Source organism: Streptomyces sp. NPDC059668, from assembly GCF_042734135.1.
Classification (GTDB): domain Bacteria; phylum Actinomycetota; class Actinomycetes; order Streptomycetales; family Streptomycetaceae; genus Streptomyces.
The window spans coordinates 62,145-86,512 of sequence record NZ_JBHWEL010000021.1 but is presented as its reverse complement, the minus strand read 5'-3'; the positions used below and the strand labels follow the sequence as shown (position 1 = coordinate 86,512).

Below are 24,368 nucleotides of genomic sequence, written 5' to 3'. Positions count from 1 at the left end.
CCACCCTGAAGGAGAACGCCAGATGATCACCTCCCGAACCGGAGAATCCGCCCCGGGAGCCGCCCGATGAGGGTCCTGCTGATCGGAGCCAACGGATACCTCGGCCGTTTCGTCGCGGACAGACTGCTCGCCGACCCGGCCGTGCAACTCACCGCGCTCGGCCGGGGTGACGACGCCGACGTACGGTTCGACCTCGCCTCGGGCAGCCCCGGCGCGCTCACCCGCTTCCTGGACGCGGTGCACCCCGGGGTCGTCATCAACTGCGCCGGTGCCACCCGCGGCGGCGCCCGCGAACTGACCCGGCACAACACCGTCGCCGTCGCCACCGTCTGCGAGGCCCTGCGGCGCAGCGGATGCGGGGCGCGGCTCGTGCAGATCGGCTGCGGCGCCGAGTACGGGCCCAGCCAGCCCGGCTCCTCCACCGCCGAGGACGCCGTTCCGCGCCCCGGCGGCCCCTACGGAGTCAGCAAGCTCGCGGCCACCGAACTGGTCCTCGGCTCCGGACTCGACGCCGTCGTCCTGCGCGTCTTCTCGCCCGCCGGGCCCGGCACGCCCGCAGGATCCCCGCTCGGCCGCCTCGCCGAGGCCATGCGGCGCGCCATGCAGTCCGGCGACGGCGAACTCAAACTCGGCGGACTCGGCGTCCAGCGCGACTTCATCGACGTCCGCGACGTCGCCCGTGCCGTCCACGCCGCCTCCCTCTCCGCCGCACAGGGCGTCATCAACATCGGATCGGGGCGCGCCGTCCGCCTGCGCGACGCCGCCGCCGTCCTCGCCCGCGTGGCCGGCTACGGCGGCACACTGCACGAACTCGACGGCCCGCCGCCCGGACCCATGAGGGCGGCCATCGGACACCCCCGCCCCGAACCCGACCACGGGGGTCCCGTCGCCTACCCGTATCCGGACGGCTGCGGCAGCTGGCAGCAGGCCGACGTGCGCACCGCGCGCGACCGCCTCGGCTGGCGGCCCCGGATCAACCTGGAGGAGTCCCTCGCCGACATCTGGATGGAGGCGGCATGCCGCATCTGACCAGCGCCACGGCGGGCACCGCGAACACGAACCTGAGGACCGGCTTCGGCATCCCCGGCTACGCGCACCCCCTCGTCGCGCCCGAGGAGTGGGGCGGACTCACCCGCCCCGGCACCCCTCTGCACTGGGTCGTCCTGAACGTGGCCGAAGGCCCCGGCATCCGCCCCGACCCGCACTGCCTGGAGGCCGTCGGCCGACTCCGCCACGCCGGTGTGCGCGTGCTCGGACATCTGGACCTCACGTACGGCGCGCGTGCCGTCGGCGAGGTGGTCTCCGACGCCCGGCGGTATCTCGACTGGTACCGGGTCGGCGGGTTCCTCCTGCACCGGTGTCCCACCGAGCGTGCCGCGCTCCCCGAGGTCCGCCGGGCGGTCACCGCGCTCCGCGGGCTCCTCGACGACCCGCACATCGTGCTCGGTCACGGCACCCACCCCTATCCCGGCTACGCCGAGAACGCCGATCAGCTGGTCACGTTCTCCGGCTCCTGGAGCGACTACCGCTGGTCGCAGGTCGCCGAGTGGACCGCCGACTACGCGCCCGAGCGGTTCTGCCACTTCGTGCACGGAGTGCCGCGCGGGCATCTGGACGAGGCGTTGCGCATCGCCCGCTGGCAGGGCGCCTCGACCATCTACTTCACCGACCGCACGGACCGGGGCGGTCGCACCGACCCCTGGGAGACGATGCCCGGCTACTGGGACGACATCGTCTCGCGGATCGGAACGGGTGTCTCGGAATGAAGAAGGGCGTGGCAGTGTTACGGGGAGAACAACTGTAGTGATTGACCGACCAACGGAGTCCCCGTGTCGCTGCCACCCCTGGTCGAGCCGGCTGCCGAGCTCACCGTAGACGAGGTCCGCAGGTACTCCCGCCACCTGATCATCCCCGACGTGGGCATGGACGGGCAGAAGCGGCTGAAGAACGCCAAGGTGCTGTGTGTGGGCGCCGGCGGCCTCGGGTCCCCGGCGCTGATGTACCTGGCCGCCGCGGGTGTGGGCACGCTCGGCATCGTGGAGTTCGACGAGGTCGACGAGTCCAACCTGCAGCGCCAGATCATCCACAGCCAGGCGGACATCGGCCGGTCCAAGGCGCAGTCGGCGCGCGACTCCGTCCTGGGCATCAACCCGTACGTGAATGTGGTCCTCCACGAAGAGCGGCTCGAGGCCGAGAACGTGATGGACATCTTCAGCCAGTACGACCTGATCGTCGACGGCACGGACAACTTCGCGACCCGCTACCTGGTCAACGACGCGTGCGTGCTCCTCAACAAGCCGTACGTGTGGGGCTCGATCTACCGCTTCGACGGCCAGGCGTCCGTCTTCTGGTCCGAGCACGGTCCCTGCTACCGCTGCCTCTACCCGGAGCCCCCGCCCCCCGGCATGGTCCCCTCCTGCGCCGAGGGCGGTGTCCTCGGCGTGCTGTGCGCGTCGATCGGCTCCATCCAGGTCAACGAGGCGATCAAGCTGCTCGCGGGTATCGGGGAGCCCCTGGTGGGCCGCCTGATGATCTACGACGCCCTGGAGATGCAGTACCGCCAGGTCAAGGTCCGCAAGGACCCCGACTGCGCGGTCTGCGGTGAGAACCCGACCGTCACCGAGCTCATCGACTACGAGGCCTTCTGCGGCGTCGTGTCCGAGGAGGCCCAGGAGGCGGCGGCCGGCTCCACGATCACTCCCAAGCAGCTCAAGGAGTGGATCGACGACGGTGAGAACATCGAGATCATCGACGTCCGCGAGATCAACGAGTACGAGATCGTCTCGATCCCCGGCGCCAAGCTGATCCCGAAGAACGAGTTCCTCATGGGCACCGCCCTGGAGACCCTTCCGCAGGACAAGAAGATCGTCCTGCACTGCAAGACGGGTGTCCGCAGCGCGGAGGTCCTCGCGGTCCTGAAGTCCGCCGGGTTCTCGGACGCGGTGCACGTCGGCGGCGGCGTGATCGGCTGGGTCAACCAGATCGAGCCGGACAAGCCGATCTACTGAGCGACGCGCGGGCCGGTCCGCTGAACACCGGCTCGTCCCGAACCTCCGACGGCGGGGGTCTCGCACACGACAGGTGTGGGGGACCCCCGCCGCCGTCATGAACAGACCTTGCCGTCCTTCGGTACCGTCCCGTTCAGCAGATAGGCGTTCACCGTGGAGTCGACGCAGTCGCTGCCACTTCCGTACGCGCCATGGCCCTCGCCCTTCCAGGTGAGCTCCACCCCGACGCCCTTGCCCAACTCGTCGGCCATCCTGCGGGCCCCCTCGTACGGCGTCGCGGGGTCCCCGGTGTTGCCCACGACCAGCACGGGCGCGGCTCCCCGGGCGCTGACCTCCGGGGTGTCGTACTGACCGGCGACCGGCCAGTCGTGACACCAGCCCGCCGTGTCCCAGCCCATGAAATCGCCGAAGACGGGCGAGATCTTCTCGAACTCGGGCAGCAGCTTCCTCGTCTCCTCGGGGGTCGGCCGCTGCTTGTCGTCCAAGCACGATATGACCCGTTGTGAATGGGTCGTCGTGCCGTAATGTCCCGAGGAGTCACGGTCGTTGTACCCGTCGGCGAGCGCGAGCAGTTTCGTGCCGTCGCCGTCCTCGGCACCCTGGAGCGCGTCGGTCAGGCGTGGCCAGCCCGACTGGCTGTACAGCGGCAGGACGATGCCGGTGAGGGCCAGGGTCTGGGTGAGCCGGCGGCCGCCGGAGGTCGGAAGCGGCTTCGCGTCGATCCGGTCCAGAAGGTCCACGATCTTCCGGGAGCCCCGCTCGGGGTCCTGGCCCGTGGACTTGAGGTAGTCGTCCAGGGCGCGCTGGAAGCCCAGGGTCTGGTTCTTGGCGTGGCCCACCGTGTCGGCGCTCGGGTCGACGACGGCGTCCAGCACCAGCCGCCCCACGTTCTTGGGGAACAAGTGGGCGTAGACGCCGCCGAGTTCGGTGCCGTAGGAGATGCCGAAGTAGTGCATCCGGCTGTCGCCGAGGACCTGGCGCATCAGGTCCATGTCGCGGGCGGTGTCGGTGGTCGAGGCGTGCGCCATCAGCTTTCCGGCGGCCTTCGCGCAGCCCTTGCCGAAGTCCGTGGCGTCCTTGAAGTAGGCGCTCTCCTCGGCGGCGTCGTCCGGGGTGGCGTCCACCGACTCGGCGGCCTGGATCGCCTTGTCGCCGCGGCAGCGCACGCCCTCACTGGCGGCGACGGCGCGCGGGTCCCAACTCACCAGGTCGTAGCGCTCGTGGAGCGGGCCGACGAGGCTCTCGTAGGCGGGCATCGTGGAGACGCCCGAACCGCCGGGGCCGCCGAAGTTGAACAGGAGCGAGCCGAGACGCTCGCCCCGGCCGCCGGTCGCCTTCGAGCGGATCACGGCGAGGCCGATCGTCTCGCCGCCGGGCTTCGCGTAGTCGAGGGGCACCTTGAGCGTCGCGCACTGCCAGCCGTCGCCCTGCGCGGCGGAGCCCGAAGTTCCTTTGCAGCGGCCCCAGTCGGGCTTCTGCGAGGTGAGGGAGGCCGGCAGCGCCGAGGCGGCGCCGGACGAAGGCGTGGTGGCCGACGGGGTGCCGCCGTCCTTTCCCTCGTCCTTGCCGTGCCCGGACGTGCCCCCGCAGCCGGCCACCAGCAACGCGGCCGCCACCATGGCCGTGCACCGTGCGAAACGTGTCATGAGCTTCCCCCTCACCCGTGGTCCGCCGGATGCCGCGGATCACCTGCACGCCATATTAGGCGTCCGCGGCGAGCAGCCTCGGAAACCTGTGGATAACCCTTTGACCTGTGCTTTTCTAAGTGCAGACGGTTCCGGTGGGGGGCACGGTCCCGTCCAGCAGATAGCCGTCCACCGCGTTGTGCACGCACTTGTTCCCGCTGTCGTACGCGCCGTGCCCCTGGCCCTTGTAGGTCAGCTCGACGCCGACGCCCTTGCCCAGCGCCTCCACCATCTTCTTCGCGCCCTCGTACGGTGTGGCCGGGTCGCCGGTGTTGCCGACCACGAGGATCGGCGCCGCGCCGGCGGCGCCGACGTCCGGATGGTCGGCGGCCCCGGGGACGGCCCAGTCGGTGCAACTGAGCATGCCCCAGGCCAGATAGTCGCCGAACAGGGGCGACGCGGCCCGGAACTCCGGAAGCTTCGCCTCCACGTCGGCGACGGTGTAGCGCGGCTTCTCGTCCGCGCAGTTGATGGACACGTTCGCCGCGGCGAGATTGCTGTACTGGCCGTCCTCGCTGCGTCCGTTCATCGAGTCCGACAGCAGCATCAGCCCCTTGCCGTCACCGCTGTACGCCTGTTCCAGACCCTCCGTCAGGTACTCCCAGAAGTCCTTGGAGTACAGGGCCTGCGCGATGCCGTTGGTCGCGGCGGTCTGGGTCAGCTCGCGCGGGAAGAGACCGGGGATCGGCTTGCTCTCCAGATCGGTCAGGAGTTTGGCGATGCGGTTCTTGACGTCCTGCGGGGTGTCGCCGATCGGGCAGGGATCCGCCTTGGAGGTGCAGTCCTCGGCGAAGTTGTCCAGCGCGAGCTGGAAACCCCTGGCCTGTCCGAGCGCGCCCTGTTCCGGGTCCTGCGTCGGGTCGACCACCCCGTCGAACACGGCTCGCCCCACGTGCTTGGGGAACAAGTGGGCGTACACGCCGCCGAGTTCGGTGCCGTAGGAGATGCCGAAGTAGTGCAGCTTGTCGTCCCCGAGGACCTGCCGCATGAGGTCCATGTCGCGGGCCGCGTCCGTGGTGCGCACGTGCGGGATGGTCCGGCCCGAGTTCTTCTCGCAGGCCGCGTTGAACGACTTGGTGTTGTCCAGGAGCGCCTTCCGCTGGGCGTCGTCGTCGGGGATGGCGTCCTGCTGGAAGTACGTGTCGAGCTGACTGTCGTCCTCGCACCGCACCCCGTCGCTGCGGCCGACCCCACGCGGATCGAAGCTCACCAGGTCGTAGCGGGTGCGCAGCTTCGCGTAGTCCCCGCCGAAGGCGGGCAGCGTGGTGACGCCCGAGCCGCCGGGGCCGCCGAAGTTGAAGACTAGGGAGCCGATGCGCCTGCTCTGGTCGCCGCTCGCCCGCGCCCGGATCAGCGCGATGCCGATCGTGTCGCCCTTGGGGTCCGCCCAGTCGAGGGGGGCCCTCATGGTGGCGCACTGCCACTGCGCACCGCCCGGCAGTGGGGAGGGGGCGTCGCCGCCGCCCTCGGACTCGGAGGGGGCCGGGCAGTCCTTCCAGCTCAACTCCTGGGCCGTCAGATCCCCGTCCTTGGATCCGCCGCCACAGCCCGTCAGCGCACAGGACAGCAGGACGGCGGTCACGGTGAGGGCGGCGGCGCGTGACGGGGACGGCTTCGGCATGTCTCCCATCCTGCGGTCGCGCCGGGCGGTCCGCTCGGGACGCGGGCCGTGCGGGTGAGACACGGCGCGCCCTGCCCGCGCGGCGAGGGCGCGGTGTGCCGCGCAGGCCCCCGAATGGAACCCGTACAGGCCCCCCGAATGGAATCCGCGCAGGCCCCCGAAGGGAACCCGCGCAGGCCCCTACAGGGCGCCCTTGCGCGTGAGGTGGTTGAAGAACAGCCACCCCGGCAGCACCGGCAGCCACAGCGTCAGCAGCCGGTACAGCAGCACCGCGGGCGCGGCGACCTCCTTGGGGAGGCCGACGGCGATCAGACCGACCGTGAGCGTCGCCTCGACCGCGCCGACACCGCCGGGGGTCGGCGCCGCGGAGCCGAGCGCGTTGCCGGCGAGGAAGACGACGGCCACGCTGGCGAGGCTGAGCGTGGTGGTCTCCTCATGGCCGAAGGCGCGGATCGACGCGTCCAGGCACATCACGAAGCAGGCGGTCAGCAGCAGCATGCCGCCGATGCCCGTGACCAGCTTCTGCGGACGCTGCAACACGTCCAGCATCCGCGGTACGACGCCTGCGAACAGCGACCTGACACGGGTGACGATGAACTTCCGCAGGAACGGCACCGACGTCACCACGAGGACCAGCACCGCGACCGTCAGTAGACCGGCGATGACCGTGCGGGAGGGCGACAGGGACGGGGTCTTCTCCGTGCCGGTCAGATAGCCGAAGGACAGCAGCATCAGGATGTGGCAGCCGAGCCCGAACAACTGCGACGCGCCGACGCTCGCCACCGCGAGCCCCGGCCGCACCCCGGCACGCTGCAGGAAGCGCGTGTTGAGCGCGACACCACCGACCGCCGCGGGCGCCACGATCTTCACGAACGACCCGGCCACCTGCGCGGCCACGGTCCGCAGGAACGGCACCCGTTCGGGCACGAAGCCGAGCAGGCTCATCGCCGCCGCGAAGTAGCTCAGCGCCGAGAACAGCACGGCCGCGGCGACCCAGCCCCACTCGGCGCTCTCGAAGAGGGTCGCGAACTCGATGTGGGTGAGCTGCGTCAGCAGGAAGTACCCGCCGATGGCACCCGCGATGAAACTGATCAGCGTGCGCGGTTTGATCCGCTCCAGGCGAGCCGGTTCGACCGGTGCCTGCGGTCTGATCCGCAGCACCTGGTGACGGATCTGGGTGAGCAGATCCTCCTCGCGGGCCTCGTCCAGCGCTTCGTCCAGCGCCCGCTTCTCGGCCCGCTGCTCCGCCCGTACGGCCTTCTTGCCGGGCTTCTCCGCCACGGTCTCGGCGTGCTGGGCCTGCTCCGCGCGCGCGAGCTTGTCCTGCCGTGACGCCTCCAGCACCGCGTCGCGCTCGCGCTGGGCACGCTCCCTGGCCAGTTTGCGCAGCGTCGCGCGCGTGGAGCGGGACAGCGCGATGGGCTGCAACAGGGGAAGACAGTCGGCGACGGCGTCCGGCCCCAGCACACCCACCGCGGACGCCACCGTGCGCTCGGCGCCGACGCGCAGCCCCAGGGTCGTCAGCAGCTGGGCGATGTCCATGCGCAGCAGCAGATCGCCGGCCGCGATCTCGCCGCCCCGTAGATCGGTGAGGATCACCGTGCCGGAACGATCCACCAGAATCGCGTCACCCGCGAGCCTGCGGTGCGCGATGCGCCGTGACTGCAGCGCCTGCACCTGATGCCAGGTGTCGCGCAGCAGGCCGTCGGTGATGAGCTCTCCGGGCAGCGAGTCCAGCGTCCGCCCGCCGGTGTGCTCGTAGACGAGCATCACGGCGTCCGGGCCGAGCTCGGAGGTCGCGATCAGCTTCGGCGCGTTGGCGCCCGCCGCGATGGCCGCGTACGCGAGGAGCGCCTCCTGCTCCAGGGCCTGGCGCAGCGACTGGAGGCTGCGACGGGTGGCGAGCCCGCGCAGGGTCAGGTTGCGCCACACCCGGTAGAAGAAGCCCTGCGCCTGCTGCTCCCGGTCGACCACGGTGACGTCCAGCGGCGGACCGTCCTCCAGGGTGACGAAGTAGCGCCGGCCGCGGTCGCCGTTGTCGGACGTGTCCGGGGCCTCCTCGCGGGCCGCGCTGACCGGATGGAAACCGACGTGCCGCAGCCCCGCCATCAGCGTCCGCCCGGTCGGCCGGACGTTCGGCGACCCGACCGCGTACAACGTCCCGTAGGCGATGGTCCAGCCGATCAGCACCGTCAGGATGATCGAGAACGGTGTCGTGTAGCCCGTCACCAGCATGGAGAAGGCGTCCAGGAGCAGGACCACCCACAGCACCGCGCGCCAGCGGGGTCTGCGGGACATGCCGACGGCCGTCATGTACGCGATGACCGGCGCCAGATAGCCGTGCACCGGGTCGGTGAGGGCGTGGATGTCGCCCGGCGAGGGCTGGGTGAGGGCCTCCTGGATGGAACCCGGCGCGGCCTTCGCGACCCACAGGTCGGTGGCGAGGGTCACTCCGTGCGCGAGGACCGCGGCGAGCACGCCGTCGGCGATGCGCAGCCCGTCCCGCTTGATCAGACGCTCGATCGCGAAGGCGACCGGCACCAGCAGGATCGCGATGCTCGACGCGAGCCCCGCGATCTTGATCAGTAGATCCGGTGCCTGACCGGTGCCCTTGTTGATGTCCTGTTCGAGCCCCGAGGTCGTCCCGTGCGCGAACGCCGCGATGGCGAGCAGCACGACGATCGCGAGGAAACCCACCAGCAGCCGCATCAGGTCCGACGGACGGTGCACGCGCGCGGGCAGCAGCGGTTCGTCGCCCTCGACCTCGTCGTTGTGGGCCTCGTCACCGCAGCCGTCGTCGTCCGTCGCCCGCCGATTCCCGGTGCCGCGTGCCTCGGAGGAGGGCTTCTCATCCACCTTCGAGGGGGAATCCTTCTGCGAGCCGGGCTCGCCGGCCGTCCTGCCGGAGCTCTCGTCGGCGGCTTCGGCGGCTTCCGGGCGCGACGAAGCGGCGGAGGTGCTCTCCGCGCCTTCGGGGTGCACGCCCTGCTGCCTCATGGACTCTTCTTGATCTCGTATCACCAGTCACCGCCCGCACGATGGTGGCATGCCCCACCGACACACGGGGGCATCAGGGTGCAAATGCGGGGGCGCACAGTCTGCCCGAAGTGCGCCTTCGGGGCGAGGGATACCCACAGTGGCCGTCGCGTCACACTGTCGGTCGGGTGGGGCAGGATGGGACGGATGAGCGAGGAGAGCCTTCCGGCCGACGAACTGCCGGAGTACGCGGAGCGGGTCCTTGAGGTCGCCGACCTCATTCCCCCCGGACGCGTGATGACGTACGGGGATGTCGCGGAGTGGCTGGAGGAGGGCGGGCCGCGCCAGGTGGGACGCGTGATGGCCCTCTACGGAGGAGCGGTCCCGTGGTGGCGGGTCATCCGCGCGGACGGCGTCCTCCTGCCGGGCCACGAACTCGAGGCCCTCGACCGCTACCGCGAGGAGGGCACGCCGCTGAAGGAGGCGAGCAGGGCCTCCGAGGGGCATCTGCCGCGCGTCGACATGAGGCGAGCACGATGGGACGGCGACGATCGCGCGCAGGGTCACACCTGACAGCTTCCGCCATCGGACGGGCGGACGGGACGTCTGTGGCCCGTACGGGGGAAACGAGGCACGTCCGTGACATGCCGTACGTTCGACGGGCGGGGGACGCACCGGGTGTGAGGGAAGGACGGGAAGCCGTGCTTCCGTGACGTCCACCGGCGTACCGTCGACGGCGCGCATCCCCCTCACCCCGCGGCCACCACTCTCGGCCCGCGGCGCTCCGCACACCAGCACAACCTCCAGGACCGGCGAACCACGTGAGCTCCTCTTCCTCCACCAGGCGCCTGCCGCACCCCCAGGTGCGGCAGGGGACCCGTGGCGCGTACCGACTGGTGCGCACCGCGCCGGTCCGGGTCGGGCCCCCTCGTCTGGACGCAGGACAGCGCACGGTGGTTGACCACGGCGCGGGCCCCCTCCTCGTGCTGGCGGGTCCCGGCACCGGCAAGACGACCACCCTCGTCGAGTCCGTGGCGGCCCGGATCGCACGGGGCGGCGACCCGGAGCGGATCCTGGTGCTCACGTTCAGCCGCAAGGCGGCCGTGGAACTGCGCGACCGCATGGCGCTGCGCATCGGTGCCGCCCGCGCCCCCCGGGCCACCACCTTCCACTCGTTCTGCTACGCCCTGGTCCGCGCCCACCAGGACAGCGACCTGTTCGTGGAACCCCTGCGGCTCCTGTCCGGACCGGAACAGGACGTGGCGGTGCGCGAGCTGCTCGCGGGCCAGCCCGACCTGGAGCGCCTCGGCCTCGCCCATGTGCGCTGGCCCGACGAACTGCGCGCCTGCCTGACCACACGCGGCTTCGCCGACGAGGTCCGCGCCGTCCTCGCGCGAAGCCGTGAACTGGGGCTTGGTCCCGACGCCCTGACCGCCTTCGCCCGCCGCATCGGCCGCCCCGACTGGGGCGCCGCCGCGGCCTTCCTCGCCGAGTACCTCGACGTCCTCGACCTGCAAGGAGTGCTCGACTACGCGGAACTCGTCCACCGCGCGGTACTGCTCACGGGGCGCCCGGGCGTCGCCGAACGTCTCGCCGCGCAGTACGACGCCGTCTACGTGGACGAGTACCAGGACACCGACCCCGCCCAGGTGCGGCTCCTGCGCGCCCTGGCCGGCGGCGGCCGCACCCTGGTCGCCTTCGGTGACCCCGACCAGTCGATCTACGCCTTCAGGGGCGCCGACGTGAACGGCATCCTGGACTTCCCCGACGCCTTCCGGCGCGCGGACGGGCACCCCGCGCCGGTCGAAGTGCTGCGCACCTCACGCCGCTCGGGCGCCACCCTGCTCACCGCCACCCGACTGCTCACCCAGCGCATGCCGCTGACCCGGCTGCCCGCCCAGAAGGTACGCGCCCACCGCGAGCTGACTCCGGTACGGGACGGCGGCACGGTCGAGGTCTTCACGTACCCGACGGCGGGCACGGAACTCGACAACATCGCGGACATCCTGCGCCGAGCCCACCTGGAGGACGGCGTTCCCTGGGGCGAGATGGCCGTCCTGGTGCGCGCCGGCTCCCGCACGATCCCGGTGATCCGCCGCTCGCTCACCGCGGCCGGTGTACCGCTCGACATCGACGGCGACGACCTGCCCCTGCGGCACGAACCCGCCGTGACGCCGCTGCTGACGGCACTACGGGCGGTCGCCCGCGCCGAGTCCGGGTCCGGGACGGGCCGGCCCACGGAACCGGGGCCCGGCGCAGACAGCGACGCGCCTGAAGCCGCCGACCCACAGCCCCAGGACACCGATCCCCAGGACTCCGATCCTCAGGACACCGATCCCCGGGACACCGACTCCCAGGAGACGGCATCCTGGCTCGACACCGAGACCGCCCTCACCCTGCTCGCCTCGCCCCTCGCCGGCATGGACGCCGCCGACCTGCGGCGCCTGGGCCGCGCCCTGCGCGAGGAGGAGCGCGCCGCCGGCAACCACGTACCGCCCCCCTCCGACGAACTCCTCGCCCTCGCCCTGGCCGAACCGGAACGGCTCGCCGCCCACGACCCGGCCTACGCCCGCGGAGCCCAGCGCCTCGGCGCCCTGCTGCGCAAGGCACGGGAGCGCCTGGCGGGCGGGGGGACGGCCGAGGAGGCGCTGTGGGACCTCTGGGAAGGCACACCCTGGCCGCACCGCCTGGAACGGGCCGCCCGGCGCGGCGGCGCGGCCGGACGCAACGCCGACCGCGACCTCGACGCCGTGTGCGCGCTGTTCGCGACCGCGGCCCGCGCCGAGGAACGCACCGGCGGACGCGGCGCCCTCAACTTCCTGGAGGAGATCGACGCCCAGGACATCGCCGCCGACACCCTCACCCGCAGGGCCGTACGCCCCGACGCCGTGCGCCTGATGACCGCGCACCGCTCCAAGGGCCTGGAATGGCGCCTCGTCGTCGTCGCGGGCGTCCAGGAGGGCCTGTGGCCCGACCTGCGCCGCCGCGGCTCCCTCCTGGAGGCCGACCGCATCGGACGCGACGGCCTCGCCGAACCCCTCACCCCCGGAGCACTCCTCTCCGAAGAACGCCGTCTCTTCTACGTGGCCGCCACCCGCGCGCGCGAACGCCTCGTCGTCACCGCGGTGAAGGCACCCGCCGACGACGGCGACCAGCCCTCCCGCTTCCTCACCGAACTCGGCGTCGAACCCAAGGACGTCACCGGCCGGCCCCGCCGTCCGCTGTCCGTCGCCGCCCTCGTCGCCGAACTGCGCGCCACCACCGTCGACCCCCGCGTCTCGGAACCCCTCCGGCAGGCCGCGGCCCACCGACTGGCCCGACTCGCCGCCCTCACCGACGACGACGGCCGCCCCCTGGTGCCCTCCGCCCACCCCTACCGCTGGTGGGGCATGTACGACCCCACCGAGAGCAAGGTCCCGCTGCGCGACCGCGACCAGCCCGTCGTGCTCTCCGGAAGCGCCCTCGACCAGCTCGCCAACACCTGCGCCCTGCAGTGGTTCCTGGGGCGCGAGGTGAAGGCCGACGCGCCCGCGACCGCGGCCCAGGGCTTCGGCAACGTCGTACACGTCCTCGCCGACGAGGTCGCCTCCGGACGCACCCCCGCCGACCTCGACGTCCTCATGGAACGCCTGGACTCCGTGTGGAACGCGCTCGCCTTCGACGCGCCGTGGAAGTCGGCACAGGAGAAGGAGCACGCGCGCGTGGCGCTCGAACGCTTCCTGAAGTGGCACATCGACTCCAACCGGGTCCGCCCCGGCCGTACGCCCGTGGCCAGCGAGCACGACTTCGACGTGACCCTCGAAGCGGGCTCCTTCGAAGTACGCATCCGCGGCTCCATGGACCGCGTCGAGACGGACACCGAGGGCCGTGCCTACGTGGTCGACTTCAAGACCGGCAAACACGCGCCCACCGCCGCCGAAGTCGCCCACCACCCCCAGCTCGCCGTCTACCAGCTCGCGGTCCGCGAGGGCGCCGTCGACGACGCCTTCGACGGCGCCCGCCCCGAGCCGGGCGGCGCCGAACTCGTCCAGCTGCGCCAAGGCGCCGCCCAGAAGAACGGCGGCGAGACCCTCCCCAAGGTGCAGGCCCAGCAACCCCTCACGGGGGAGTGGGCCGGCGATCTGCTGGCCACCGCCGCGGGCAAGGTCCTCGACGAACGGTTCTCGCCGACCACCGGCCAGCACTGCACACACTGCGCGTTCCGGACGTCGTGCAGCGCCCGCGCGGAGGGACGCCACGTCGTCGAGTGACGGCCGCCGGCCGGCCGACGGCACGCGCGCCGGCGACCGCCGGTGGCTCCCGGGGCGCGCGGTGTCCCCCGGACGCGACCCGGGTGACGTACGACACCACAGGCGCTGACCAGCGGTTCCCGCGCCCCGGCAGCCCATGTGGCCGCCCGCTGTCAGTGGACGCGGCTAGCCTCTCTGACGTGCCCGCCCGTATCACCGATCCCGAGCAGCTCAAGGAGCTCCTCGGCATCCCCTTCACCCCGGAGCAGACGGCCTGCATCACCGCACCGCCCGCCCCGCAGGTGATCGTGGCCGGAGCCGGCTCCGGGAAGACCACCGTGATGGCGGCACGCGTGGTCTGGCTGGTCGGCACCGGACAGGTCGCCCCCGAACAGGTCCTCGGCCTGACGTTCACCAACAAGGCGGCGGGCGAACTCGCCGAACGCGTCCGCAAGGCCCTGATCAGGGCCGGCGTCACCGACCCCGACGTGATCGACCCCGACAACCCGCCCGGCGAACCGGTCATCTCCACCTACCACGCCTTCGCGGGCCGCCTGCTGACCGACCACGGACTGCGCCTCGGCCTCGAACCGACGTCCCGCCTGCTCGCCGACGCCACCCGCTACCAGCTCGCCGCCCGCGTCCTGCGCGAGTCACCGGGCCCGTACCCGGCACTCACCCGCTCCTTCCCCGACCTCGTCGGCGACCTCCTCACCCTCGACTCCGAACTCTCCGAACACCTCGTACGCCCCGAGGACCTGCGCGCCCACGACGCCGCACTGCTGCACACCCTGGAGAGCAACGCACTCACCAACGCCGACCTCCGCAAGGTCCCCGAGGCAGCCGCCGCCCGGCGCGAACTCGCCGAACTCGTGAACCGCTACCGAGCGGCCAAACGCGAACGCGACCTCCTCGACTTCGGCGACCAGATCGCCCTCTCGGCCACCCTGGCCCGCACCCGCCCCGAGGTCGGCGACATCCTCCGCGACGAGTTCCGCGTGGTCCTGCTGGACGAGTATCAGGACACCTCGGTGGCGCAGCGAGTACTGCTCGCCGGACTGTTCGGCGGCGGCACGGGACACCCCGTGACCGCAGTCGGCGACCCCTGCCAGGCCATCTACGGCTGGCGCGGCGCGTCCGTCGCCAACCTCGACGACTTCCCCGAACACTTCGCGCACGCCGACGGCCGCCCCGCCACCCGCCAGTCCCTCAGCGAGAACCGCCGCAGCGGCGGCCGCCTCCTCGACCTCGCCAACGGCCTCGCCGAGCCCCTGCGCGCCATGCACGCGGGCGTGGAGGCACTCCGGCCCGCCCCCGGAGCCGAGCACGACGGCGTCGTCCACTGCGCGCTGCTGCCCACCCACGCCGAGGAGATCGACTGGCTCGCCGACTCCCTCGCCCACCTCGTACGCACCGGAAAGGCCCCCGGCGAGATCGCCGTGCTGTGCCGCACGGCGAGCGACTTCGCCGAGATCCAGGGCGCGCTCGTCGCCCGAGACATCCCCGTCGAGGTCGTCGGCCTCTCCGGACTGCTGCACCTTCCCGAGGTCGCCGACCTCGTCGCCGTCTGCGAAGTCCTCCAGGACCCCGGCGCCAACGCCTCCCTGGTCCGCCTGCTCACCGGACCGCGCTGGCGGATCGGCCCGCGTGACCTCGCCCTCCTGGGGCGGCGCGCCCGCCGCCTCGTGTCCCACGCGCGCGTGGGCGCCGACGAAGACGCCGACCGCCGGCTCGCCGCTGCCGTCGAGGGGGTCGACCCGGCCGAGGTGATATCGCTCGCCGACGCCCTGGACACGTTCCTGGAGATGCCCATCGAGGCCGGGAGGGACGACGACGGACTGCCCTTCTCACCGGACGCCCGGGTGCGCTTCGCACGGCTCGCCGCCGAACTGCGCGACCTGCGCCGCTCGCTCGCCGACCCCCTGATGGACGTCCTGCACCGGGTGCTCGCCGTCACCGGACTGGAGGTCGAACTCTCCGCGTCCCCGCACGCCCTCGCCGCCCGCCGCCGCGAAACCCTCTCGAACTTCCTCGACGTCGCCGCGTCCTTCGCCGCGGGCGACGGCGAGGCGACCCTCCTCGCCTTCCTCGGCTTCCTGCGCACCGCCGCGCAGTACGAGAAGGGCCTCGACAACGCCCTGCCCGGCGGTGAGAACACCGTCAAGGTGCTCACCGCCCACAAGTCCAAGGGCCTGGAGTGGGACGTCGTCGCCGTCCCCGGCCTCGTCACCGGGACCTTCCCCAGCACCCAGGGCCGCGAGAAATGGACGGCCCAGGGCAAGGTCCTGCCGCACGGCCTGCGCGGAGACGCCGACACCCTGCCCGACGTCGACACCTGGGACGCCAAGGGCATCAAGGCCTTCCACGAGGCCATGAAGGACCACCAACGCACCGAGGAGCTCCGCCTCGGCTACGTGACCTTCACCCGACCCCGCTCGCTCCTGCTCGGTTCCGGCCACTGGTGGGGCCCGTCCCAGAAGCGCCCGCGCGGCCCCTCCGACTTCCTGCACGCCCTGTACGACCACTGCGCCGCCGGACACGGAGAGATCGAGGCCTGGGCCGACGAACCGGCGGAGGACGAGGAGAACCCCGCCCTGCACGAGGCGGCGGCCGACCACGCGTGGCCGCTCCCGCTCGACGACACGGCACTCGCCCGCCGCCGCGCGGCCGCCGAGACCGTACTCGCCCACCTGGAGCGGGTGGCGTCCCACGAAGAACCCCACCCCGCCGCCCACGACCCCTCCTCCCAGGACGACCCGGACTGGCCGCCGCCCCCGCCGGACGACGACGAGACGGCCTTCGAGGACGGGTTCCCGCCCGAAGAGGACGACGACGGCCCACCCGAAGGGGACGACGACCCCACCACGGGCGACGACGCCCCCCTCATGGGTGACGACTCCGACTGGGACTCCTGGACGACCCACCGCCCGACCGTCCCGCACCAGGCAACCGCCCCGGAGCCCCGGCCGGCCCCGGCGCCCCCACGGGCCCAGGACGCACGCCCCCACCCGCAGGACGACCCCGTACGCCTCACACCCGAGGAAGCCCGCACCCTCGCCTCCTGGGACCGCGACCTCGACGCCCTCACCGGAGAACTCCTGCGCGCCCGCGCGAGCGTCACCGACGTCCCCCTGCCCGCCTCGCTCACCGCCTCACAGGTACTGCACCTGGCCGCAGACCCCGACGGCTTCGCCCAGGAACTCGCGCGCCCCATGCCGCGCCCCCCGCAGCCCGCCGCCCGCCGCGGCACCCGCTTCCACGCCTGGGTGGAGTCCCGCTTCGAAGAGCTGCGGCTGCCCATGCTCGAACCGGAGGACCTGCCCGGCAGCGACGCCGAGATCGCCGACGAACGCGACCTGGAGGACCTCAAGGACGCCTTCGAACGCACTCCCTACGCACACCGCACACCGCACCGCGTCGAGACCCCCTTCCAGCTCGCCATCGCCGGACGCGTCGTCCGGGGCCGCATCGACGCCGTCTACAAGGAGGACGACGGCGACGTCACGACGTACGAGATCGTCGACTGGAAGACCAGCCGCACCCGCACCGCCGACCCCCTCCAGCTCGCCGTCTACCGCCTCGCCTGGGCCGAGCAGCAGGGCGTGCCCCCGGAGTCCGTCAAGGCCACGTTCGTCTACGTCCGCAGCGGTGAGATCGTCCGCCCCCGCGACCTCCCCGGCCGCGCCGCCCTGGAACGGCTGCTCACGCACGACGCACAGGACCCGCGGCAGGAGGCGGCCGAAGAACCGCCGGACGAACCCACCCCCGCGGGCGGCTAGGCTCGTGAGCATGAGCAAGCCCGTTGACAACGCCGTCAGCACCGTCCGCGCGTACATCCAGAACCACCGCACGGCCTTCCTCGACGACCTCGCCGAATGGCTGCGCATCCCCTCCGTGTCGGCCCAGCCCGACCACGCGGCGGACGTGAGGCGCAGCGCCGACTGGCTCGCCGCGAAACTCCAGGAGACCGGCTTCCCCACCACGGAGGTCTGGTCGACCGAGGGCGCCCCCGCCGTCTTCGCCGAATGGCCGTCCGAAGACCCCCACGCCCCCACGGTCCTCGTCTACGGGCACCACGACGTCCAGCCCGCCGCCCGCGAGGACGGCTGGGACACCGACCCCTTCGAACCGGTCGTCCGCGGAAACCGCCTCCACGCGCGCGGAGCCGCCGACGACAAGGGCCAGGTGTTCTTCCACACACTCGGCGTCCGCGCCCACCTCGCCGCCACCGGACGCACCGCCCCGGCCGTCCACCTCAAACTCCTGATCGAGGGAGAGGAGGAATCCGGCTCCCCGCACTTCCGTCACCTCGTCGAAACCCACGCCGGCAGGCTCGCCGCCGACGCGGTGATCGTCTCCGACACCGGCATGTGGTCCGAGGACACCCCCACCGTGTGCACCGGCATGCGCGGGCTCGCCGAATGCGAGATCGAGCTGCACGGACCCGCTCAGGACATCCACTCCGGCTCCTTCGGCGGCGCCGTGCCCAACCCCGCCACCGCCGCCGCCCGCCTCGTCGCCGCCCTCCACGACGACCACGCGCGCGTGGCCGTCCCCGGCTTCTACGACGGCATCACCGCACTCACCGACCGCGAGCGCGAGCTCTTCGCCGAACTGCCCTTCGACGAAGCACGGTGGCTGACCACCGCCAAGTCGTCGGCCACCCACGGAGAGGCCGGACACACCACCCTGGAGCGCATCTGGGCCCGTCCCACCGCCGAGGTCAACGGCATCGGCGGCGGCTACCAGGGCCCCGGCAGCAAGACGATCATCCCGTCCTCCGCCATGGTGAAGCTCTCCTTCCGGCTGGTCGCGGGCCAGGACCCCGACCACATCGAGAAGGCCGTCCGCGCCTGGGCCGCCGACCAGCTCCCCCAAGGCATCCGGTACGAGATCACCTTCGGCGCCGCCACCCGCCCCTGTCTCACCCCCCTGGACCACCCCGCCCTTCAGTCCGTCGTACGGGCCATGGGCCGCGCCTTCGAGCAGCCCATCCGCTTCACCCGCGAAGGCGGCTCGGGACCCGCGGCCGACCTCCAGGAAGTCCTCGACGCCCCCGTGCTCTTCCTGGGCATCTCCGTCCCCTCCGACGGCTGGCACGCCCCCAACGAGAAGGTCGAGATCGACCTCCTCATGAAAGGCGTCGAGACCAGCGCCCACCTGTGGGAAGACCTGGCCGAGAACTGGCGCGAGGCACACTGAAGAAGCCCGTTCCTCTCCGGAAGAAACCCCATTCACACCCAAAAGAGCGCCCCGCACACCCGCCCCGCCGTACGTCCTGCTGAACCGCCCGCCGAAATAACCGTTCCACCGGGGGAGTTGGAAGCACCCGTGACCACCTGGACCGACCGCACCGCCGACCGTCCCATCTCGCTCACCGCCCCGAGCGGCATCGACCGGGCCGCCCACCACCGGCTCGACGAGGCCTGGCTCGCGGCGGCCTGGAGCCACCCCACGACCCGCGCCTTCGTGGTCTCCGGCGGTCAGGTCCTCATCGACGAGACCGCGGACGGCACCACCGAACTCGTCATGACCCCCTCCTTCGAGGCCCCGCTCACCGAAGCGCACCGCTACTTCCTCGGCACGGACGACGACGGTGTGAGCTATTTCGCACTCCAGAAGGACGCGCTGCCCGGCCGCATCGACCAGTCCGCACGCCCCGCGGGCCTGCGCGAGGCCGGACTCCTGCTCTCCCCCCGCGACGCCGGCCTCATGGTGCACGCCGTCGCCCTGGAGAACTGGCAGCGGCTGCACCGCTTCTGCTCACGCTGCGGCGAACGCACCGTGATCGCGGCAGCCGGCCACATCCGCCGCTGCCCCGCCTGCGGCGCCGAGCACTACCCGCGCACCGACCCCGCCGTGATCATGGCGGTCACCGACGACGAGGACCGCATCCTGCTCGGCCGCCAGGTGCACTGGCCCGAAGGACGCTTCTCGACACTCGCCGGCTTCGTCGAACCCGGCGAATCCATCGAGCAGTCCGTGCGCCGCGAGGTCTTCGAAGAAGCGGGCATCACCGTCGGCGAGGTCGAGTACGTCGCCAGCCAGCCCTGGCCCTTCCCCTCCAGCCTCATGCTCGGCTTCATGGCCCGCGCCACCTCCCGCGAGATCGACGTCGACGGCGAGGAGATCCAGGAAGCCCGCTGGTTCTCCCGCGAGGACCTGCGCACCGCCTTCGAGTCCGGCGAGGTCCTCCCCCCGTACGGCATCTCCATCGCGGCCCGCCTGATCGAACTCTGGTACGGAAAGCCCCTGCCCCGCAGAGAGGCCTGACCACCCGGCACGAACAGGCACAACCACCGGACGCGGAGAGACCCCGGCCGGCACGGTGCCGTGATCATCAGGTTCCGAGCGGTCGGGGTCACGAAGCGGATGCAGTGCGTGCAGGTGTACACCAGCGCCGACATGGAGGGCGTCACCGGACGCCCCGCCCGGAAGCCGAGGCCACCCTGGCCGTGCGATGACAGTCGGCCACCGTCGCCAGCCAGCTCGAAGGGATCCCCGGAGTCGGCCTGCGAGACTCCCGCACCGTCGAGGTGACCGGACCGGTTCCCCGGCTCTACCGCCTCTTCGGTGTCTTCACACGCGTCGCGTCGGCACTCACCGACCAGCAGCCGTACTGCTGAACAGCACGAACACCGACGAGACCCCGCCCATGACCAACGGACGGGGTCTCGTACGCGTACTCCCGGATCAGACGCCGAGCGCGCGCTTCACCTGGGCAAGACTCGGGTTCGTCATGACGACCTCGACCCCACCCCCGGAGGGAACGACCTGAACCGTCGGAACCGTCTGGTTCCCGCCGTTCGCCTTCTCCACGAACGCAGCGGACGCCGGGTCGTGCTCGATGTTGATCTCCTTGTACGTGATGCCCTCGCGGTCCAGCTGACCCTTCAACCGCGTGCAGTATCCGCACCACGTGGTGCTGTACATCGTCACAGTGCCCGGCATGTCTCTCGCGCTCCTTTACTGCTGGGGGTGCTTCATCGCAAAAGGGGAACGTACGTCGGACACCCACCATTCCCGCACCCGGGTACCCCCGCCCCGTACACCGCCACCCCCCGACGCCTGCCGCATTAGTACGACCACAAGACCCTCCCTGTGGACAACCCGACTCACCAGCCCCCGGCGACCTGGCAGCATGGCGGGGTGACAGCAGCAACGCACTCCACCCTCTTCCCGCAGGTTCCGGACACGGCCGACGCGGTGCTCGACGGGCTCGACCCCGAGCAGCGCGCAGTCGCCACCGCCCTGCACGGTCCGGTGTGCGTGCTGGCAGGAGCCGGCACGGGCAAGACGCGAGCGATCACCCACCGCATCGCCTACGGCGTACGCGCCGGAATCCTCCAGCCCTCCAGCGTCCTCGCCGTCACCTTCACCAACCGCGCCGCAGGAGAGATGCGCGGCCGCCTCCGCCAGCTCGGCGCCGGCGGCGTCCAGGCCCGCACCTTCCACTCCGCGGCCCTGCGCCAACTCCAGTACTTCTGGCCGAAAGCGGTCGGCGGCAGCCTCCCCCGACTCATCGACCGCAAGATCCAGCTCGTCGCCGACGCGGCCGCCGCCTGCCGCATCCGCCTCGACCGCGGAGAGCTCCGCGACGTCACCGCCGAGATCGAATGGTCCAAGGTCACCCAGACCGTCCCCTCCGACTACGCGGCCGCCGCCGCCAAGACCGGCCGCGAATCCCCCCGCGACCCCGCCGAGATCGCCCAGCTGTACGCCACCTACGAAGACGTCAAACGCGACCGGTCACTCATCGACTTCGAGGACGTCCTGCTGCTCACCGTCGGCATCCTCCAGGACCGCCACGACATCGCCGACCAGGTCCGCTCCCAGTACCAGCACTTCGTCGTCGACGAGTACCAGGACGTCAGCCCCCTCCAGCAACGCCTCCTCGAACTGTGGCTCGGCGAACGCGACAGCCTCTGCGTCGTCGGCGACGCCAGCCAGACGATCTACTCGTTCACCGGTGCAACCCCCGACCACCTTCTCGACTTCCGCACCCGCCACCCCGGAGCCACCGTCGTCAAGCTCGTCCGCGACTACCGCTCCTCACCCCAGGTCGTCCACCTCGCCAACGGCCTGCTCTCCCAGGCCCGCGGCCGCGCCGCCGACCACCGCCTGGAACTGATCTCCCAGCGCGCCCCCGGACCCGAACCCGTCTACGCCGAATACACCGACGAACCCGCCGAGGCGGAAGGCGCCGCCCGCCGCATCCGCGACCTCATCGCCGCCGGCGTCCCCGCGAGCGAGATCGCCGTCCTGTTCCGTACGAACTCCCAGTCCGAGACCTACGAGCAGGCGCTCGCCGACGCCGGAGTGCCCTACCAGCTACGCGGCGCCGAGCGGTTCTTCGACCGCCCCGAAGTGCGCAAAGCCGGATCAGCCCTCCGCGCGGCCGCCCGATTCGGAGGCAACGACTCCCTCCTCGACGACGTCGTCGACCTGCCCTCCCAGGTCCGCGCCGTCCTGTCCGGCGAAGGCTGGACCGGGCAACCCCCCGCAGGCTCCGGCGCGGTCAGGGAACGCTGGGAATCACTGGCCGCCCTCGTCCACCTCGCCCAGGACTTCGCCGCCGCCAAGCCGGACGCCACCCTCGGCGACCTGGTCGCCGAACTCGACGAGCGCGCCGGCGCCCAGCACGCCCCGACCGTCCAGGGCGTCACCCTCGCCTCCCTGCACTCCGCCAAAGGACTGGAGTGGGACGTAGTCTTTCTCGTCGGCGTCGCCGAGGGCATGATGCCGATCACCTACGCAAAGACCGACGAGCAGATCGAAGAGGAACGCCGCCTCCTCTATGTCGGCGTCACCCGCGCCAGAGAACACCTCTGCGTCTCCTGGGCCCTGTCCCGCTCACCCGGCGGCAGAGCGGGCCGCCGGCCCAGCCGCTTCCTCGACGGACTACGCCCCGGCTCCGTCACCACCGCGGGCCGCACGAGCGGAGGCGGTCCAGGAGGCGTCGAACGAGGCATCGGAAGCAGCGGAGGCACCGTCGTCCGGCGGACGAGCCGAACCCCCGCCCGCTGCCGCGTCTGCGGCCGCACGCTGACCGACGCCGGCGAGATGAAACTGATGCGCTGCGAGGACTGCCCCTCCGACATGGACGAGGGCCTCTACGAACGGCTGCGCGAGTGGCGGGCGGTACAGGCGCAGCGCAGCGGCCAGCCCGCGTTCTGCGTCTTCACCGACAAGACCCTCATGGCCATCGCCGAGACCGTTCCCGACAGCGAGGGAGAGCTCGCACGGATCCCCGGAGTCGGAGTGCGCAAGCTCAACCGCTTCGGAGCCGACGTACTGGCCATCTGCGCAGGCCAACAGCCTGACGAGGACAAGCCCGACGACTGATTCAAACTCGTCGAAAAAATAGTTTGCGCATGCCCCGGCAATCCCCATAGGTTCTTAGCACGGAAGCGGCGGGCTTCTCCGAAGCCCTGGTTCCGTGCTGTACTTAATAGCCGTCGGACTGGCTCACCCCCAGTCCCCCAAGACGCCGAGAGGAGGCGATTCCAGTGATCAGCATCAACACCAGCTCCAGCACCACCGTCAAAATGACCGATCCCTCGGTCGTCTCCACGTGCCTGCTCGGCGTCTCGAACCTGGGCACCGGTCTGTCCGGCATCGCTGCCGTCCGGCCGGCGTCCTCCCTGTCTCTCGCGGGTCTTCCCATCCGTGAGCGCAATGAGCGACCGATCCAGGCACTGGAAGCGGCAGTAGTGGCAGAGGCGCGTGCCTATGCCTTTGCGGCAGCCGGTGCCGGATCCCTGAAGCAGACCAAGCAGCACCACACGATGTGGGCCTTCCGTGGGCCTGAACCCTGGAGTGATCCAGCCTGATCCTCGATCAGGCCGGCGCCTTCAGGGCCGCGGAACCCCACCCGGGATCCGCGGCCCTTCTGTTTGTCCCCGACCGGGGACGGCAGAGCGAAGGGGCCTCGGGACAAGACAAGAACCCGGTACCAGCCGCCAACCGGCCAACCGGCCGGCACGACCAGACGAGGAAGACCAACCGTGCAACTCGAAGCGCACGCCCCGTCCGTACCGCCTTCCGAAACGATCCCCCCGCCCGGCCTCACGGAGGACTCCACCTTGATCCCGCTCACTGCGCTCACCGCGCTCGACGACGCCATCGAGAACCTCGGCGTACCCGTCCCCTGCCGTTCCTACGACCCGGAAGTCTTCTTCGCCGAGTCGCCGGCCGACGTCGAGTACGCCAAGTCCCTCTGCCGTACCTGCCCGCTGATCGAGGCCTGCCTCGCCGGCGCCAAGGAGCGGCGTGAGCCCTGGGGTGTCTGGGGTGGAGAGCTCTTCGTTCAGGGTGTGGTCGTGGCCCGCAAGCGGCCCCGTGGCCGTCCGCGCAAGAACCCGGTCACGGCATGAACATCGCAGGAACGATCGACCGCCCCCTGACGCACGACCCCAAGAAACAGGCCCCGATGAAGCCGTCCACGAGTGAGCCCACCGGCTCCGCAATTCCAGACTTCACCACCACCGACGCGAACGACTCGCGTGAGAACAGGACCCGAGAGATGCAACTCATTCCAGAAGCCCTGGCTCGTGCGCATATGCACGAGCGACTGCAAGAGGCCGAGCGGGAGCGCCAGGCCGCACGCCTGGCCACCGCCCGCCGGATGCAGCGCCGGGCCGAGCGCGCCTCCATGCGCGCCCGCCGCGCGCTGGCCATGGCGGTCATGCAGTAAGCAGCCGAAGGCAGTCGCAGACACACAGCCACGCACTCCACCGCGGGGGGGGGGGGGGGGCGGCGGGCGCCCCCCCCCCCCGGGGGGGGGGGGGGGCCGCGCCCCCCCCCGCCGGGCGGGGGGGGGCGAGGAGGCAGAGGACGCCGAGAGGCG

At 71.6% G+C, this 24,368-nt stretch carries 16 protein-coding genes; 12 read left to right on the top strand and 4 right to left on the bottom strand.

All coding sequences use genetic code 11. From position 1 onward, the window contains the following. Positions 1 to 66: 66 nt before the first annotated feature. From ACFV2J_RS17775 to moeZ, 3 genes are all read left to right on the top strand, one after another. Positions 67 to 1,029 carry an NAD-dependent epimerase/dehydratase family protein gene (locus ACFV2J_RS17775; protein WP_385085775.1) on the top strand — a complete coding sequence of 321 codons (963 nt, stop codon included), beginning with the start codon at positions 67 to 69 and terminating at the stop codon, positions 1,027 to 1,029. After that, the gene (locus tag ACFV2J_RS17770) at positions 1,017 to 1,766 is read left to right on the top strand and encodes a spherulation-specific family 4 protein (protein WP_385085777.1); all 750 of its coding nucleotides are present in this window, start codon (positions 1,017 to 1,019) and stop codon (positions 1,764 to 1,766) included. Before ACFV2J_RS17775 ends, ACFV2J_RS17770 begins: the two co-directional genes overlap by 13 nt. Before the next feature lie 63 nt (positions 1,767 to 1,829). After that, on the top strand, positions 1,830 to 3,008 hold the full coding sequence (moeZ, locus tag ACFV2J_RS17765; protein WP_385439431.1) for an adenylyltransferase/sulfurtransferase MoeZ: 1,179 nt from the start codon (positions 1,830 to 1,832) through the stop codon (positions 3,006 to 3,008). A gap of 95 nt (positions 3,009 to 3,103) precedes the next feature. Here the strand turns inward: moeZ and ACFV2J_RS17760 are convergent, their stop codons facing one another. The 3 genes from ACFV2J_RS17760 to ACFV2J_RS17750 all read right to left on the bottom strand — a co-directional run bounded on the left by ACFV2J_RS17760 (position 3,104) and on the right by ACFV2J_RS17750 (position 9,311). After that, a complete protein-coding gene (locus ACFV2J_RS17760; RefSeq protein ID WP_385085783.1) occupies positions 3,104 to 4,654 on the bottom strand; it encodes an alpha/beta fold hydrolase in 1,551 nt (516 codons plus the stop codon). 115 nt (positions 4,655 to 4,769) lie between these two features. Next, positions 4,770 to 6,314, bottom strand: a complete 1,545-nt coding sequence (locus ACFV2J_RS17755; RefSeq protein ID WP_385085785.1) for an alpha/beta hydrolase — start codon at positions 6,312 to 6,314, stop codon at positions 4,770 to 4,772. Positions 6,315 to 6,494: 180 nt separating this feature from the next. Then, positions 6,495 to 9,311 (bottom strand): lysylphosphatidylglycerol synthase domain-containing protein, encoded by a 2,817-nt coding sequence (locus ACFV2J_RS17750; RefSeq protein WP_385085787.1) that lies wholly within the window; start codon positions 9,309 to 9,311, stop codon positions 6,495 to 6,497. A gap of 186 nt (positions 9,312 to 9,497) precedes the next feature. On the opposite strand from ACFV2J_RS17750, the gene ACFV2J_RS17745 reads away from it, so the two are divergent. From ACFV2J_RS17745 to nudC, 5 genes are all read left to right on the top strand, one after another. Continuing rightward, positions 9,498 to 9,863 (top strand): MGMT family protein, encoded by a 366-nt coding sequence (locus ACFV2J_RS17745; protein ID WP_385085789.1) that lies wholly within the window; start codon positions 9,498 to 9,500, stop codon positions 9,861 to 9,863. A 248-nt stretch (positions 9,864 to 10,111) separates the two neighbouring features. Next, complete coding sequence (locus ACFV2J_RS17740) at positions 10,112 to 13,540, top strand: ATP-dependent helicase (RefSeq protein ID WP_385439425.1); 3,429 nt, start codon at positions 10,112 to 10,114, stop codon at positions 13,538 to 13,540. Positions 13,541 to 13,719: 179 nt separating this feature from the next. Then, complete coding sequence (locus ACFV2J_RS17735; protein WP_385088542.1) at positions 13,720 to 17,298, top strand: UvrD-helicase domain-containing protein; 3,579 nt, start codon at positions 13,720 to 13,722, stop codon at positions 17,296 to 17,298. Positions 17,299 to 17,308: 10 nt separating this feature from the next. Then, the gene (locus ACFV2J_RS17730; RefSeq protein WP_385088544.1) at positions 17,309 to 18,721 is read left to right on the top strand and encodes a dipeptidase; all 1,413 of its coding nucleotides are present in this window, start codon (positions 17,309 to 17,311) and stop codon (positions 18,719 to 18,721) included. Between the two features lie 129 nt (positions 18,722 to 18,850). Further along, complete coding sequence (gene nudC / locus ACFV2J_RS17725) at positions 18,851 to 19,792, top strand: NAD(+) diphosphatase (RefSeq protein WP_385088546.1); 942 nt, start codon at positions 18,851 to 18,853, stop codon at positions 19,790 to 19,792. A gap of 420 nt (positions 19,793 to 20,212) precedes the next feature. Here nudC and ACFV2J_RS17720 read toward each other — a convergent pair whose 3' ends face one another. Then, a complete protein-coding gene (locus ACFV2J_RS17720) occupies positions 20,213 to 20,470 on the bottom strand; it encodes a glutaredoxin domain-containing protein (RefSeq protein ID WP_385088548.1) in 258 nt (85 codons plus the stop codon). Positions 20,471 to 20,668: 198 nt separating this feature from the next. Between ACFV2J_RS17720 and ACFV2J_RS17715 the strand changes: the two genes are divergently transcribed. The 4 genes from ACFV2J_RS17715 (at position 20,669) to ACFV2J_RS17700 (ending at position 24,215) form a co-directional block, all read left to right on the top strand. Then, on the top strand, positions 20,669 to 22,864 hold the full coding sequence (locus ACFV2J_RS17715) for an ATP-dependent DNA helicase UvrD2 (RefSeq protein WP_385088550.1): 2,196 nt from the start codon (positions 20,669 to 20,671) through the stop codon (positions 22,862 to 22,864). 164 nt (positions 22,865 to 23,028) lie between these two features. Beyond that, on the top strand, positions 23,029 to 23,352 hold the full coding sequence (locus ACFV2J_RS17710) for a hypothetical protein (protein ID WP_385088552.1): 324 nt from the start codon (positions 23,029 to 23,031) through the stop codon (positions 23,350 to 23,352). A gap of 174 nt (positions 23,353 to 23,526) precedes the next feature. Continuing rightward, positions 23,527 to 23,895, top strand: a complete 369-nt coding sequence (locus ACFV2J_RS17705; protein WP_010984500.1) for a WhiB family transcriptional regulator — start codon at positions 23,527 to 23,529, stop codon at positions 23,893 to 23,895. Then, a complete protein-coding gene (locus tag ACFV2J_RS17700; RefSeq protein WP_385088554.1) occupies positions 23,892 to 24,215 on the top strand; it encodes a hypothetical protein in 324 nt (107 codons plus the stop codon). Before ACFV2J_RS17705 ends, ACFV2J_RS17700 begins: the two co-directional genes overlap by 4 nt. Positions 24,216 to 24,368: the final 153 nt, after the last annotated feature.